We start from the raw sequence: 14,349 nt of genomic DNA, 5'->3' as shown, positions 1-14,349 counted from the left end.
CAGTTGTTGACGGGACCGTCTGGGTCCGACGAGGAGAGTGAGTCGCGGTGTACGCGATCGTGCGCAGTGGCAGCAAGCAGCAGAAGGTTTCTGTTGGCGATGTCATCGAGATCGACAAGGTCGAGACCGCCGTCGGCGAGTCCGTCTCCCTTCCCGTCGTGATGGTGGTGGACGGCGAGTCCGTCACCGCCACCGGCCTGGACAAGGCCTCCGTGGCCGTGGAGGTCCTGGGTCGTACCAAGGGTCCGAAGATCGTGATCCAGAAGTACAAGAACAAGACCGGTTACAAGAAGCGCCAGGGTCACCGTCAGAAGTACACCCAGGTCAAGGTCACCGCAATCAACGTCTGAGCGCTCGCGCCGATAGCTCCGAAGGACTGAACAATGGCAAGTAAGAAGGGTGCGTCCAGCACCAAGAACGGTCGCGACTCCAACTCCAAGCGCCTCGGTGTGAAGCGCTTCGGCGGTCAGGTCGTCAGCGCCGGCGAGATCCTCGTCCGCCAGCGTGGCACCCGCTTCCACCCCGGCAACGGTGTGGGTCGCGGCGGCGACGACACCCTGTTTGCCCTCGTCGGCGGTGCCGTCGAGTTCGGCAACAGCCGTGGTCGCAAGGTCGTCAACATCGTCCCCGGCGAGTGACCTGACCCCTGCACCACACGCAGACATCAGGCGAAGGGCGTCCCTAGACTTGGGGCGCCCTTCGTGCGTTTCACCCCCCGCTCCATCCAGAGCTCCACTCAGCTCGACCCCAGTTCCACCCCCCACGCTGTTCAGGTTCACCAGGAGAAGCCATGGCCGTCCCCACGTTCGTCGACAGGGTGACGCTGCACGTCTCCGCCGGTCGAGGTGGTCACGGGGTCGCCTCGGTCCACCGTGAGAAGTTCAAGCCGCTGGGTGGCCCTGACGGGGGCAACGGTGGTCCCGGTGGATCGGTGATCCTCCGCGTCGACCCCAGCGTCACCACCCTGATCGACTACCACCACAGCCCCAAGCGCAGCGCCCAGAACGGGGCCGGCGGTGGCGGCTCGCACCGCAACGGCGCCCACGGCTCCGACCTCGTGCTGCCCGTGCCCGACGGCACCGTCGTCACCGACATGCAGGGCAACGTGCTGGCCGACATGGTCGGCGCCGGCACCGAGATGGTCATCGCCCAGGGTGGTCGCGGCGGCCTCGGCAACGCCGCGCTCGCCTCGTCGAAGCGCAAGGCCCCCGGCTTCGCCCTCCTCGGTGAGCCCGGCGAGGAGATCGAGATCGGTCTCGAGCTCAAGGTGGTCGCCGACATCGGCCTGGTGGGTTATCCCAGCGCCGGCAAGTCGTCGCTGATCGCCGCGATCTCTCGAGCCCGGCCCAAGATCGCCAACTACCCCTTCACCACCCTGGTGCCCAACCTGGGTGTGGTGCGTGCCGGCGACACGGTCTTCACCGTCGCCGACGTGCCCGGACTCATCGAGGGCGCGGCCGACGGCCGGGGGCTGGGCCACGACTTCCTGCGCCACATCGAGCGCTGCGCCGCGATCGTCCACGTGGTCGACACCGCCTCGATCGAGCCGGGCCGCAACCCGGTCGACGACCTGGCCGCGATGGAGCACGAGCTCGCTCGCTACGGCGGCCTCGAGGACCGACCCCGCCTGGTCGCCCTCAACAAGGTCGACGTGCCCGACGGCGCCGAGATCGCCGAGATGGTGATCGACGAGATGCGCGAGGCCGGCCACCTGGTCTTCCAGATCTCCGCGGCCTCCGGGCAGGGCACCAAGGAGCTCATCTTCGCGATGGCCGAGATCGTGCAGCGGGCTCGCGCCGAGCGTCCGGTCGCCGAGGCGAAGCGCATCGTGCTGCGCCCCCAGGCCGTGGCCGGCGGCGGCGACTTCGAGGTCGTACGCGACAACGACGGCTGGCGGGTGCGCGGCGAGAAGCCGGAGCGTTGGGTGCGCCAGACCGACTTCAGCAACGAGGAGGCCGTGGGTTACCTGGCCGACCGCCTCAACCGTCTCGGGGTCGAGGTCGAGCTGGCCAAGAAGGGCGCCGTCGAGGGCGACGCCGTGATGATCGGCGCGCTCGACAACTCGGTCGTCTTCGACTTCAAGCCCAGCGTCGAGGCCGGTGCCGAGATGCTCGGCCGCCGCGGCGAGGACCAGCGCTTCCTGGAGGACCGGCCGGCCAACCAGCGTCGCCGCGACATCCAGGAGGCGATGGAGGAGAAGAGCGAGGAGGAGACGCGCGCCGACGTGGCCCGTCGCCTCGATCGCGAGATGCGCCCTGGTGTCGGGCCGATGGCCTACGAGATCGGCTCGGCCGACGACCCCGACTGGGCCGAGGACGACCCCGACGCATGAGCACAGGAGTCAACGGGCAGTCGGCCGCGACCGGGCTGCGTGAGGTGGTCGCCGGCGCGCGCCGGGTGGTCGTCAAGATCGGGTCGTCGTCGCTGACCACGCCCGACGGCGGCCTGGCGACCGACCGCATCGCCGCCCTCGTCGACGAGCTGGCCCAGGTGCGCGAGCGCGGCGCCGAGGTCGTGCTCGTCTCCTCCGGTGCGATCGCCGCCGGCCTGGCGCCGTTGGGGCTCTCCAGCCGCCCGCGGGCGCTGGCCCTGCAGCAGGCTGCCGCCTCGGTGGGCCAGGGGCTGCTGGTGCACCACTACCAGCAGCACTTCGCCCGCCACGCCATCACGACCGGTCAGGTCCTGCTGACCGTCGACGACGTGATCCGCCGCGGGTCCTACCGCAACGCCCACCAGACCATCTCGGCGCTGCTCGACCTGGGTGTGGTGCCGGTGGTCAACGAGAACGACACCGTCGCCACCTCCGAGATCCGCTTCGGCGACAACGACCGGTTGGCCGCGCTGGTGGCCCACCTGGTGCACGCCGACCTGTTGGTGCTGCTCTCCGACGTCGACGCGCTCTACGACGGGCCGCCGAGCCGCGAGGGCACGCGCCGCATCACCGACGTACGTTCCGCCGCCGACCTCGAGGGTGTCGAGATTGGCTCGGTCGGCAGTGCCGTGGGCACGGGCGGCATGGTGACGAAGGTGGAGGCCGCCCAGATCTCCACCGGAGCCGGTATCCCCGTCGTGCTCACCTCCGCCGACCAGGCCGGTCCGGCGCTCGCCGGGGCCGAGGTCGGCACGCTCTTCCACGCCACCGGTCGCCGTCGCCCGATCCGCCAGCTCTGGCTGGCCCACGCCACCGAGGGCAAGGGCAGCCTCGTGCTCGACGCGGGCGCCGTGCGTGCCGTCGTGGAGCGTGGTGCGTCGTTGCTGGCCGCCGGGGTCACCGGGGTCGAGGGCGCCTTCGTGGCCGGTGACCCGATCGACCTGGTCGGGCCCGAGGGCAATGTCGTGGCCCGCGGCCTGGTCAACTTCGACGCCGGCGAGATCCCCGGCCTGCTGGGTCGTTCGACCAGCGAGCTGAAGGAGGTCTTCGGTGACGCCTACGACCGGGCGCTGGTGCACCGTGACGACCTCGTGCTCGTCGCGGGCGTGCCTGCCCACCTCACGTAGGCTGGAGCCGTCATGAGCGATGCGACCTCCTACCTGGACCACGCCGCCACGACGCCGATGCTGCCGGTCGCCGTCGAGGCGATGACGCGCCACCTGGGTGGTCTGGGCAACGCCTCGTCGCTGCACGCGGCGGGTCGTCGCGCGCGACGGGTGGTCGAGGAGAGCCGCGAGACCATCGCCGCTGCCCTGGGTTGTCGGCCGGGTGAGGTGGTCTTCACCTCCGGCGGCACCGAGTCCGACAACATGGCCCTCAAGGGCATCTGGTGGGCCCGGCGCGCGCAGGACCCGCGCCGCACCCGCATCCTGACCACGGCCGTGGAGCACCACGCCGTGCTCGACCCGCTGGAGTGGCTCGCCAAGCACGACGGCGCCGAGGTCGAGCTGTTGACGGTCGACTCGGCGGGCCGTCTCGACGTGGAGGCGTTGCGCGCCTCCGTCGAGCGTGACCCCGCCTCGGTGGCGCTGGTCTCGGTCATGTGGGCCAACAACGAGGTCGGCACGCTGCAGCCCGTCGACGAGGTCGTCGCGATCGCCTCCGCCCACGGCATCCCGGTGCACACCGACGCCGTGCAGGCGGTCGGTGCGGTGCCGGTCGACTTCGCCGCGAGCGGCGTCGACGCGCTCACCTTCACCGGCCACAAGCTCGGCGGTCCGCACGGCGTGGGGGCACTGGTCGTACGCCGTGAGGTCAAGGTCGAGCCGCTGCTGCACGGCGGCGGGCAGGAGCGGGGGATCCGCTCCGGCACGCTCAACCCGCCGGCCATCGCGGGCTTCGCGGCGGCCGTCGAGGCCGCGGTGGCGCGTCAGCCCGAGCACGCCGCCCGAATGGCCGCGCTGCGCGACGACCTGGTGCGTCGCGTCACCGAGGTCGTGCCCGACGCGCACCTGCACGGCGACCCGGTCGGCCGCCTGCCCGGCAACGCCCACGTCGGCTTCCCCGACTGCGAGGGCGACTCGTTGCTGATGCTGCTCGACGCCCAGGGCATCGAGTGCTCCACCGGCTCGGCCTGCTCGGCCGGCGTGCCACAGCCCTCCCACGTGCTGCTGGCGATGGGCTGCGACCCGGTGCAGGCCCGTCACTCCCTGCGCTTCTCCTTCGGACGCACCTCCACCGCCGCCGACGTGGACCGCGTGGTCGCCGCGATCGGCCCGGCCGTCGAGCGCGCCCGGCTGGCCAACCGGAGGCCGTCATGAGGGTGTTGGCTGCCATGTCCGGCGGCGTCGACTCGGCCGTCGCCGCTGCGCGGGCCGTCGAGGCCGGCCACGACGTGACCGGCGTCCACCTGGCGCTGTCGCGCAACCCGGCGTCCTACCGCAGTGGGGCGCGTGGCTGCTGCACCATCGAGGACTCCAACGACGCTCGGCGTGCCGCCGACATCATCGGCATCCCGTTCTACGTGTGGGACATGTCGGACGAGTTCCATGAGGGTGTCGTCGAGGACTTCATGGACGAGTACGCCGCCGGCCGCACGCCCAACCCGTGCCTGCGCTGCAACGAGAAGATCAAGTTCGCCGCCGTGCTCGACCGGGGGCTGGCGCTGGGCTTCGACGCGGTGGCGACGGGTCACTACGCGCAGCTGCGCACCGGTGACGACGGCCTGATCGAGATGCACCGGGCGATCGACCACGGCAAGGACCAGTCCTACGTGCTCGGGGTGCTCACCCAGGAGCAGCTCGCCCACTCGTACTTCCCGCTCGGCGACTCCATCAAGCCCGACGTACGCCTCGAGGCGGAGCGTCGCGGCCTGCTGGTCGCCGACAAGCCGGACTCCCACGACATCTGCTTCGTCGCCGACGGCGACACCGCCGGCTGGTTGAAGGAGAAGCTGGGGGAGCGGGCGCCCAACGACGGCGGCGAGATCATCGACGACGCGACCGGCGAGGTGCTGGGTCGCCACGAGGGCACGTACGGCTACACCATCGGCCAGCGCAAGGGCCTCAAGATCGGGCGCCCCGCGCCGGACGGCAAGCCGCGCTTCGTGCTCGACATCGAGCCGGTCTCCGGCACGGTGCGGGTGGGCTCGCGTGACCGGTTGACCGTGCACGCGATCGACGCCGACCGCGCCCGCTGGTGCGGCACCGTGCCCGAGCGGGTCGAGGGCACCGTCCAGCTGCGCGCCCACGGCGACGAGCACCGGGCCGTGGTCACCACCGACGGCAAGAGTGTCCACGTCGAGCTGCTCGACCCGGCCCAGGGCATCGCGCCGGGGCAGGCGGTCGTGATCTACGACGGCACCCGGGTGGCCGGCTCGGCCACCATCACCGCGGCGCACCGCGTCGGCGTGGAGGCGCCGGCGTGAGCCTGGCGACGGGCCTCGGGTCGATGCCCGGGGGAGACGTGGCGAGCGCGGAGGCCGACAATGCGCGCGCCTACACCGAGGCCGTACGCGTCGTGCTGGGCGAGCTGCCCGACCTGCCGCACGTGCCCGAGCTGCCCGGCCGTGGTGCGGTCGCGTCGATGACCGGTCGAGCGCTGGCCGTGGTCGCCGAGCTGGGCGCGGACCTGCAGCCCGCCGGCTGGCGGATGACCGACCGGACCGGCATCGACCAGCGTCGGGCACGGTCGCTGCTCGCACAGGACCTCGACACGGTCGAGGAGCTCTCGCAGGGCTTCGCGGGCACCTTCAAGACCCAGGTCGCGGGCCCGTGGACGCTGGCCGCGACCGTGGAGAAGCCGCGCGGCGACAAGGTGCTCTCCGACCACGGCGCGCGCCGCGAGCTGTCGCAGGCGCTGGCCGAGGGCGTACGCACGCACGTCGCCGACCTGCGTCGCCGCGTGCCGACGGCTGCTCGACTGGTGGTGCAGGTCGATGAGCCCGTCCTGGCCGCCGTGCTGGGTGGCCGAGTGCCGACCGCAAACGGCTTTGGTCGACACCGCAGCGTCGATCTGCCCGAGGCGTCGGCACTGCTGGCCGAGGTGCTCGGCGCGATCACCGACGCTGGCGCGGAGCCGTGGGTGCACAGCTGTGCTCCTGGCACGCCCTGGGACCTCGTGCGCGGTGCGGGTGCGCGTGGGTTGCTCGTCGACGTGTCCCAACTGGACGCGGGGGCGACCGACCACCTCGCCGAGCACCTGGAGGCCGGGGGAGTGGTGGGCCTCGGGGTGCTGCCGACGACCGACCCCGCGGGTGCGGTCTCGGACCGTACGTTCACCGAGCAGGTCCTGCGCTGGTGCGACATGGTTGGGCTCGACGCCGAAGAGCTGGGAGAGCAGGTCGTCGTTACGCCGGGGTGCGGGCTGGCGGGGGCGAGTGAGGCGTGGGCTCGGCGGGTGCTCGAGGTTGCGGCGACCACGGCGCGCAACCTTTCCTGACGTAGGTGGGCGCGTCACACCGCCCACATAGACGCACCCTCCCGGCCACTAATGCGCTGCGCGGGGTTTGACGTCGGCCTGGAACAGGTCGCCCAGCACGGAATCCAGGCCGGTCGCCTCGATCACTGCGCCGAGCGAGCCGCCGACGCCGGTAATCAGGATCTCTCCGGTGGTGTGGAACCCGTCGGTGATTGCCTCGCCGGTGCGCTCCGCGCCAGCCGACATCCGGGTGAGGAAGTAGGCCCCGAGCAGGCCGACGAACAGCGCCAGATTGGCGTCGCCGAGGAAGGCGATGAACGTAGTGGACCAGCCGCCGCACTCAGCGAAGGCGCCGAAGGCAATCAGCACCAACGGCACCGAGGATCGGGAGCATCAGCACGATCAGTGGCAGACGGCGTACGCCCTCGGCCTCTTCGATATGCGTGCCTGGTCCTCGGCGCGGGACATTGCCTCGTGCGCAGACCCCGCCTCGCCGGTGAGGTAGGCCGCGTCGGCGGCCTCCTGCGCGGCCATCGCCGCCTCGTCGACTTCTTCATCAGTCTCGGGGCCCCAAAAGCCGCCCGCGCTGAACAGGATCCGCATCAGCATCGTCGAGACGACCGCGGCGGTGAGACCGATGACCAGTCCGTAGAGGAGCTAGTCGCCGAGTTGGATACCGAGGAGTCCCGCGATGGAGATCGTGGCGAGGCCGGGGATGACGAAGACGTAGCCGGCGAAGATGCCGCCCCCGAGCGCGCACGCCAGGACGGGCAGGTCCGTCCGACCGATGAACGGGGAGGCGCTGCGAGCCACAGGCGCCGCCAGGACCACCTGCACGTCGACGTAGATCGACGGCATCACCACCGCGAGAAGTGAGGTCAGAGCGTATGGCAGCCGCGCGGCGCCGACGCTCTTCACGAGCAGACCGCCCAGTCGTCGGAACGGGCCTGTGGAATGCAGCAACGCGCCGATCAGCACGCCGAAGCCAATGAGAAGCCCCACCTCGGCCATGATGCCGCCGAAGCCGAGCGTGATGGCCTCAGGCGTCCCGGCGAATCCCACCCCGGCGGCCAGTCCGAGATAGAGCGAGCCGAGGACCAGCGATATCACTGGATTGACCATCCCCCAGTCGCAGTCTGACCCAGCCGAACGGTCGCAGTCCGCCGCTCTCAACGCGCGGCAGAGTCCTGGCGCTCAGCCAGGCCCGACGTGCTCAACGGGAGTGGTGGGGGTTGTGCGCCGCCGCGTGACGCAGCGGTGCGTTCCTTCGGCGATCGGTCCGCCGCAGCGTGAGTTTCCGGAGTTCGTCGTACCAGAGCACGATCGAGCCAAGTGCGACGCACGCGGCCCAGTGAGTCAGATCCAAGGGTGCGGTGCCGAAGGCGACCTGCAGGAGCGGAACCTCGACGACTGCGACCTGTAGGGCTACTCCGAGACCGATTGCGCCCCACAGCCACTTGTTGGCGAAGAGGCCGTGGAAGGCGCTCGTTGTCTCCGACCGGGCGTTGAGGGAGTTGAAGAGTTGTGCGAGTACGAGGGTGGTGAAGCCAGCAGTACGGGCGACGTCGAGAGTGTCATTGCCCTCAACCAGTCCGCCGGGCAGAAACAGGTCGATCGCGAAGAGGGTCGACAGGGCCATGACCAGTCCGATGGACGCGATTCCTTTCCACATGCGGGCGTCGATGGCCCGGTCTGTCATCTTGCGCGGTGCTCGTGCCATCACGTCGTCGATCTCGGGGTCGATCCCCATGGCCAAGGCTGGCGTCGAGTCGGTGATCAGGTTGATCCACAGGATCTGGGTCGCGAGCAACGGCAGCACGACCGCAGACCCGTCGCTGGCCTCGTTGAGGCCGATGACTCCGGCGAAGACGACACCGAGGAAGACGGTGAGAACCTCGCCCACGTTGGACGACAGCAGGTACCGCAGGAACTTCTTGATGTTCTGGAAGATGACGCGACCTTGACGCACGGCGGCGACAATCGTGGCGAAGTTGTCGTCGGCCAGGATCATCCGCGCGGCCTCTTTGGTGACCTCGGTCCCGGTGATGCCCATCGCGACGCCGATGTCGGCCGACTTGAGCGCGGGTGCGTCGTTGACGCCGTCGCCGGTCATGGACACGATCTGGCCGTCGGACTGCAGTGAGTCGACGAGCCGGAGTTTGTGGTGGGGCGCGACCCGGGCGTAGACGGAGACCTCGCGAGTGAGGACGAGTAGTTCCGCGTCATCGAGGGCGTCCAGTTCCACTCCGGTCACGGCGCGACCTCCGGCCTCGATGATGCCAAGGTTCTGCGCGATGCGGCTGGCGGTGCTCGGATGGTCTCCGGTGATCATGATGACGCGGATGCCAGCGCGGTGGGCCTCACTGATGGCCGGGGCCACTTCGGAGCGCGCGGGGTCGATGATGCCGACGACTCCCACATAAACCAGGTCCTCCTCCCAAGACTGGTCGATCTCGATGTCATCGTCTGCGGATTGGTCGGTCACGCTGCGGTAGGCGACGCCGAGGGTGCGGAACGCGTCGGCAGAGAGGCCTTCGATCTCGGCGAGGAGCTCGGCCCTGCTCTGGTCCGTGAGTGGCACGGTCTCGCGCCCGACCTGCTGCCTGGTGCAGCTGGACAACAGAACGTCGGGGGCGCCTTTGCTGAGCAGGACGTGGGTGCCGTGGTTCGACTCCCGGTGCAGGGTCGACATCATCTTGCGTTCGGAGGTGAAGGGAACCTCGGCGCGTCGCTCGAAACGGCTCATGCGCTCCGTGGTGCCTGCGAGCTTGCGCGCCGCGACCAGGAACGCAGCCTCGGTCGGGTCACCGACGATCTCCCACGCGCCGGCACGCTCGGTCAACTGTGCGTCATTGGCGAGCGAGCCTGCCCCGAGAAGTAGCCGTGCCTCGTGCAGGTGAGCGTCGACAAGCTGGCTGGCGTCACTGCGTACGTCGCCCTCGGGGCGGTATCCGATGCCACTCACTTCGGCGGTACCCGAGGCCGTGACGATCCGCTGGATGGTCATCTCGTTCCGGGTGAGGGTGCCGGTCTTGTCGGTGCAAATGACCGATGCCGACCCGAGGGCCTCCACCGCGCTGAGTTTCTTGACCACGGCGTTGCGTTTGGCCATCCGTTGCACACCGATGGCGAGCACGACGGACAAGATGGTCGGTAGGCCTTCGGGCACTGCGGCGACCGCGAGGGAGACACCCAGCAGCAGCACGATCACCAGGTCGCTCGGTTCGGTGACACCGTCCACCAGGATGATCGTGAGCATCACGACGAGGGCGATGACGACGACCGCTGCCCCGAGCATCTTGCTGATGGCTGCCACTTCGTTCTGCAGGGGGGTGGGTTCCTCGACGGTGGCGTCCAGCATCTCGGCGATCGAGCCGACCTCGGTGTCCATCCCGACGCCGGTGACGATCGCGCGTCCGTTGCCCTGGGCCACAGCGGTGCCCTTGTATGCCATGTTCAACCGGTCGCCGAGGGGCACCTGGTGACCCAAGGTCGTGGGATCCTTCGTGACAGCCTCGCTTTCCCCGGTCAGGGACGCCTCCTGGACCCGCAGCGCGTTCGCGCTCAGCAGACGTGCGTCCGCCCCGACTGCCGCGCCCTCGTCGAGCACGAGCACGTCACCTCTCACCAGTTCGGCCGAGGGGACCGTACGGAGTTTTCCGTCCCGCAGGACCGTGGACACTGCGGCCGTCATGGTGCCGAGAGCCGTCACCGCGTTCTCGGCCTTGGACTCCTGGGTGTAGCCGAGTACGGCGTTGAGCACGATGATCGCGGCGATGACGAGGGCGTCGATGGGCGTGCCCGGGGCGCCATCGATGATCCAGGCGATCAGCGAGATCGCGACCGCGGCGAGCAGCAGGTAGATCAGGGGATCTTGAAATTGGGTGAGGATCTTGCGCCACGTCGGCACCGGCTTCTTGCCGCGCAGTTCGTTGGCGCCGTCGGTGGCCAGGCGGCGGGCGGCCTCTTCCTCGGAGAGGCCGGTGGACGGATCCACATCCAACTCTCGGCCTACGGCGTCAGCGTCCAACAGCGACGGGTCGCGGAGCACCCTTGGACTCGGCGGACCCAGAGCCATGATCCTCCTCCAGAGGTTTGGGGCGCCCTCGAAGCGGCCCTGGCTTGACGTTAGCGCTGGGCAGAAGGGGGCGTCGCAACGTCACCCCGGATCGTTGCCCTCGTCGATCGCGTGCTCGGCCGGACCCTGGTCGTCGTGGGGACCGCGAAAGTTCAGGTAGCTGTAAACGAGCAAGGCGAGGGCGATGACGCCGGACCCGATCAGGGTGGCGCCGGTGCCCCAGCCGCCCACCAGCCACCAATGGTCGGGCACGGGCCACCAGGAGGGTGCCGCGACGCTGATGCCCCAATAGATGCCCAGGCCGATCAGCACGAGGATGCCGATCAGGGACAGCAGAATCCGCAGCCAGGTCCTGACGCTGTCAGCGGCCGTTCGCAGGGCAGCTCTCCTGACCGGTGCGAGGCGTCGGTCAGCCCATTCGTACTGGGTGGCCAGCATGGCCATCCCCGCAAAAAGGGCGAGCAAACCTGGTCCGGGAAGGACCAGGGCAGCAAGACCGACGATGACCAGAACCCAGCCGGCCCCTTGTAGCAGGACGTGTTTCCCGGTGCTCGTGACGCTCACAACAGCTCTTTCGTCGAGCGCGAGGTGCCATCAGGGTCAGGGGTGGTTGTGTCTGACGCGGCGGGCGTTCAAGCGCAACTGGGTGACCCGCGCGACCCCAGCGATCGCCACCACCACACCGCCGCCCACCGCGGCGATCAGCAGAGCCATTCCGAGGGGGATGGTTCCCGCCATCCCAAGGAACTGGACCTCGACCCGTGACGAGTTCTGCAAGATGAAGACGATGAGGAGGATCAGGAGCAGGAGGGCCACCCCGGTCGCCACCCACGCGGCGCTTGCTCGCGTGACCTTCGGGGTGGAGCCTGAGGCGATGGAGTCCGCCGTGGGGGTGGTCGTTTCGGCAACTCCTTCATCGGGGGACGGGGTGGGAGATTTCATGGCCATGCCTCACCTTCCTTCTGTTCGCGACGAGTGTCAACGGGCGTGGCCCTCGACGCGGCCATGACTCGCCGCTAGCGTCGAGCAGCATGGATGGACGCAACGTCACGACCAGCACCATCAGTAGGCGGCCTCTGGGCAGGGCGGAGCTTCGCCGGATCGACGCGTGGTGGCGAGCAGCGAACTACCTGTCGGTGGGTCAGATCTATCTGATGGACAACCCGCTGCTGCGTGAGCCCTTGAGGCCCGAGCACGTCAAGCCGAGACTCCTGGGTCACTGGGGCACGACCCCTGGCCTGAACTTCATGTACGCGCACCTCAACCGCGCGATCGCGGCGCGCGACCTCGACATGATGTATGTGATGGGCCCGGGCCACGGCGGTCCTGGCCCGGTGGCGGCAGGGTGGCTCGAGGGGACGTACAGCGAGGTCTACCCGGACATCGGCCGGGACCTACGTGGGATGCATCGACTCTTCCAGCAGTTTTCGTTCCCAGGCGGGATACCGAGCCATGTGGCCCCCGAGACACCTGGTTCCATCCACGAGGGAGGGGAGCTGGGCTACTCGCTCTCGCACGCCTACGGTGCGGCGTTCGACAACCCCGGGCTCGTGGTCGCGGCGGTGGTGGGGGACGGGGAGGCCGAGACCGGGCCTCTGGCCGCGAGCTGGCATTCCAACAAGTTCGTTGACCCGCGGCGCGATGGCGCCGTTCTCCCGATCCTGCACCTGAACGGGTACAAGATCGCCAACCCGACCCTCCTGGCGCGCATCCCCGCGGACGAGCTGACCTCACTGATGCGCGGGTACGGACACGCGCCGTACATGGTCGAGGGATCGGAGCCCGAGGAGATGCACCAGTCCTTCGCCGCCACGCTGGACCACTGCCTGGACGAGATCGGCGACATCCAGCACGAGGCGCGTACCGCCCGGCGGCAACCGGTCGCCAGGCGACCGTGGCCGATGATCGTCCTGCGATCTCCCAAGGGCTGGACCGGTCCCGCGACGGTCGACGGGCAGCAGGTCGAGGGCTCCTGGCGCTCGCACCAGGTGCCGTTCGCGCGGGCCCGCGAGGACGACTCGCACCGTGCCGTCCTCGAGGAGTGGATGCGCAGCTACCGACCCGAGGAGCTCTTCACCGCCGAGGGTGCCCCGGTCCCGGAGATCGCCGACCTGCACCCCGCCGGCGACCGACGGATGAGTGCCACCCCGCACGCGAACGGCGGACTCCTGCTGCGCGACCTGCAGATGCCTGACTTCCGGGAGTACGCGGTCGAGGTGGAGACACCGGGGACCGGCGCGGTGGAGGCGACGAGGGTGCTGGGCGGGTTCCTGCGGGACGTGATGGCCGCCAACATGGACCGCTTCCGCCTGTTCTCCCCGGACGAGAACAACTCCAACCGGCTGCAGGACGTGCTCGACGTGACCGGGCGCACCTGGAACGCCGAGACGCTGCCGGGCGACGACCACCTGGCCGTTGACGGCCGGGTGATGGAGATCCTGTCCGAGCACACCTGTGAGGGCTGGCTCGAGGGATACCTGTTGACCGGCAGGCACGGGCTCTTCTCCTGCTACGAGGCGTTCATCCACCTCGTGGACTCGATGTTCAACCAGCACGCGAAATGGTTGAAGGTCAGCAACGACATCGTGTGGCGCAGGCCGATCGCCTCCCTGAATTACCTGCTGACCTCGCACGTGTGGCGTCAGGACCACAACGGCTTCTCCCACCAGGACCCGGGTTTCGTGGACCATGTGGTCAACAAGAAGTCGGACGTGGTGCGCGTCTACTTCCCCCCGGACGCCAACACGTTGCTCTCGGTGACCGACCACTGCCTACGCAGCCGCCAGTACGTGAACGTGATCGTGGCCGGCAAACAGCCGGCGTTGCAGTACCTCACGATGGATGAGGCGATCGTGCACTGCACCAAGGGCATCGGGATCTGGGAATGGGCCAGCACCCACCCGGATGCGGAACCCGACGTGGTGCTCGGCTGCGCCGGCGAGGTGCCGACGATGGAAGCCCTGGCGGCCGTGGACCTGCTGCGCGGGTTCTTCCCCGACCTCGCCGTCCGGTTCGTCAACGTGGTCGACCTGATGCGGCTCCAGGATGAGCGCGAGCACCCCCACGGGATCTCGGATGCCGCGTTCGACGCCCTGTTCACCAAGGACAAGCCGGTCATCTTCGCCTATCACGGGTATCCCACGCTCATCCATCGGCTGACCTACCGGCGGCACAACCACCACAACCTCCACGTGCGTGGCTACAAGGAGGAGGGCACCACGACCACTCCGTTCGACATGACCGTGCTCAACCAGATCGATCGCTTCAACCTGGCGATGGACGTGATCGATCGGGTTCCCCGCCTCCAGGCGGTGGGGGGACCGGTGCGGGAGGCGCTGAGGGACAAGTTGGTCGAGCACAGGTCATACATCCGCGCCCAGGGCGAAGATCTCCCTGAGGTCCAGGACTGGCAGTGGCGACCCGGGCCCGGACCTCGGACCGAGACGTCGGATCCCGCCCAGAATGCCCCGGAGGGCTGAGG

The 14,349-nt window shown here is 69.2% G+C and carries 14 protein-coding genes; 8 read left to right on the top strand and 6 right to left on the bottom strand.

Annotation, left to right across the window (positions count from 1 at the left end):
* Nucleotides 1-47 precede the first annotated feature (47 nt).
* The 7 genes from rplU (at nt 48) to IEQ44_RS10580 (ending at nt 6,811) form a co-directional block, all read left to right on the top strand.
* On the top strand, nt 48-350 hold the full coding sequence (gene rplU, locus IEQ44_RS10610; protein WP_193638439.1) for a 50S ribosomal protein L21: 303 nt from the start codon (nt 48-50) through the stop codon (nt 348-350).
* 33 nt (nt 351-383) lie between these two features.
* Nucleotides 384-638 carry a 50S ribosomal protein L27 gene (gene rpmA / locus IEQ44_RS10605; RefSeq protein WP_193638438.1) on the top strand — a complete coding sequence of 85 codons (255 nt, stop codon included), beginning with the start codon at nt 384-386 and terminating at the stop codon, nt 636-638.
* Nucleotides 639-790: 152 nt separating this feature from the next.
* Nucleotides 791-2,332: a GTPase ObgE gene (gene obgE, locus IEQ44_RS10600; RefSeq protein WP_193638437.1), complete on the top strand. Its 1,542-nt coding sequence runs from the start codon at nt 791-793 to the stop codon at nt 2,330-2,332.
* Nucleotides 2,329-3,498 carry a glutamate 5-kinase gene (gene proB, locus IEQ44_RS10595; RefSeq protein ID WP_193638436.1) on the top strand — a complete coding sequence of 390 codons (1,170 nt, stop codon included), beginning with the start codon at nt 2,329-2,331 and terminating at the stop codon, nt 3,496-3,498. Before obgE ends, proB begins: the two co-directional genes overlap by 4 nt.
* Nucleotides 3,499-3,510: 12 nt before the next feature.
* Nucleotides 3,511-4,692: a cysteine desulfurase family protein gene (locus IEQ44_RS10590; RefSeq protein ID WP_193638435.1), complete on the top strand. Its 1,182-nt coding sequence runs from the start codon at nt 3,511-3,513 to the stop codon at nt 4,690-4,692.
* Complete coding sequence (gene mnmA, locus IEQ44_RS10585; protein WP_193638434.1) at nt 4,689-5,798, top strand: tRNA 2-thiouridine(34) synthase MnmA; 1,110 nt, start codon at nt 4,689-4,691, stop codon at nt 5,796-5,798. The genes IEQ44_RS10590 and mnmA overlap by 4 nt, the downstream gene beginning before the upstream one ends.
* On the top strand, nt 5,795-6,811 hold the full coding sequence (locus tag IEQ44_RS10580) for a uroporphyrinogen decarboxylase/cobalamine-independent methonine synthase family protein (protein ID WP_319804615.1): 1,017 nt from the start codon (nt 5,795-5,797) through the stop codon (nt 6,809-6,811). Before mnmA ends, IEQ44_RS10580 begins: the two co-directional genes overlap by 4 nt.
* A 48-nt stretch (nt 6,812-6,859) precedes the next feature.
* On the opposite strand, the gene IEQ44_RS10575 is transcribed toward IEQ44_RS10580, so the two are convergent.
* From IEQ44_RS10575 to IEQ44_RS10555, 6 genes are all read right to left on the bottom strand, one after another.
* Nucleotides 6,860-7,159 carry a GntT/GntP/DsdX family permease gene (locus IEQ44_RS10575; RefSeq protein WP_319804614.1) on the bottom strand — a complete coding sequence of 100 codons (300 nt, stop codon included), beginning with the start codon at nt 7,157-7,159 and terminating at the stop codon, nt 6,860-6,862.
* Nucleotides 7,160-7,192: 33 nt separating this feature from the next.
* A complete protein-coding gene (locus tag IEQ44_RS16975) occupies nt 7,193-7,393 on the bottom strand; it encodes a hypothetical protein (RefSeq protein ID WP_227487289.1) in 201 nt (66 codons plus the stop codon).
* A 54-nt stretch (nt 7,394-7,447) separates the two neighbouring features.
* Nucleotides 7,448-7,912: a GntT/GntP/DsdX family permease gene (locus IEQ44_RS16970; RefSeq protein ID WP_227487288.1), complete on the bottom strand. Its 465-nt coding sequence runs from the start codon at nt 7,910-7,912 to the stop codon at nt 7,448-7,450.
* 91 nt (nt 7,913-8,003) lie between these two features.
* The gene (locus IEQ44_RS10565) at nt 8,004-10,868 is read right to left on the bottom strand and encodes a cation-translocating P-type ATPase (protein ID WP_193638433.1); all 2,865 of its coding nucleotides are present in this window, start codon (nt 10,866-10,868) and stop codon (nt 8,004-8,006) included.
* An 81-nt stretch (nt 10,869-10,949) separates the two neighbouring features.
* Complete coding sequence (locus IEQ44_RS10560; RefSeq protein ID WP_193638432.1) at nt 10,950-11,432, bottom strand: PGPGW domain-containing protein; 483 nt, start codon at nt 11,430-11,432, stop codon at nt 10,950-10,952.
* A 36-nt stretch (nt 11,433-11,468) separates the two neighbouring features.
* A complete protein-coding gene (locus tag IEQ44_RS10555; protein WP_227487287.1) occupies nt 11,469-11,810 on the bottom strand; it encodes a lipopolysaccharide assembly protein LapA domain-containing protein in 342 nt (113 codons plus the stop codon).
* Nucleotides 11,811-11,899: 89 nt separating this feature from the next.
* On the opposite strand from IEQ44_RS10555, the gene IEQ44_RS10550 reads away from it, so the two are divergent.
* Nucleotides 11,900-14,347 carry a phosphoketolase family protein gene (locus IEQ44_RS10550; RefSeq protein WP_193638430.1) on the top strand — a complete coding sequence of 816 codons (2,448 nt, stop codon included), beginning with the start codon at nt 11,900-11,902 and terminating at the stop codon, nt 14,345-14,347.
* Nucleotides 14,348-14,349: the final 2 nt, after the last annotated feature.

Origin of the sequence: Nocardioides malaquae, from assembly GCF_015070385.1 — a bacterium.
GTDB lineage: Bacteria > Actinomycetota > Actinomycetes > Propionibacteriales > Nocardioidaceae > Nocardioides > Nocardioides malaquae.
Note: the sequence above shows the minus strand (reverse complement) of the source record. Positions and strands in the feature narration are given on the sequence as shown.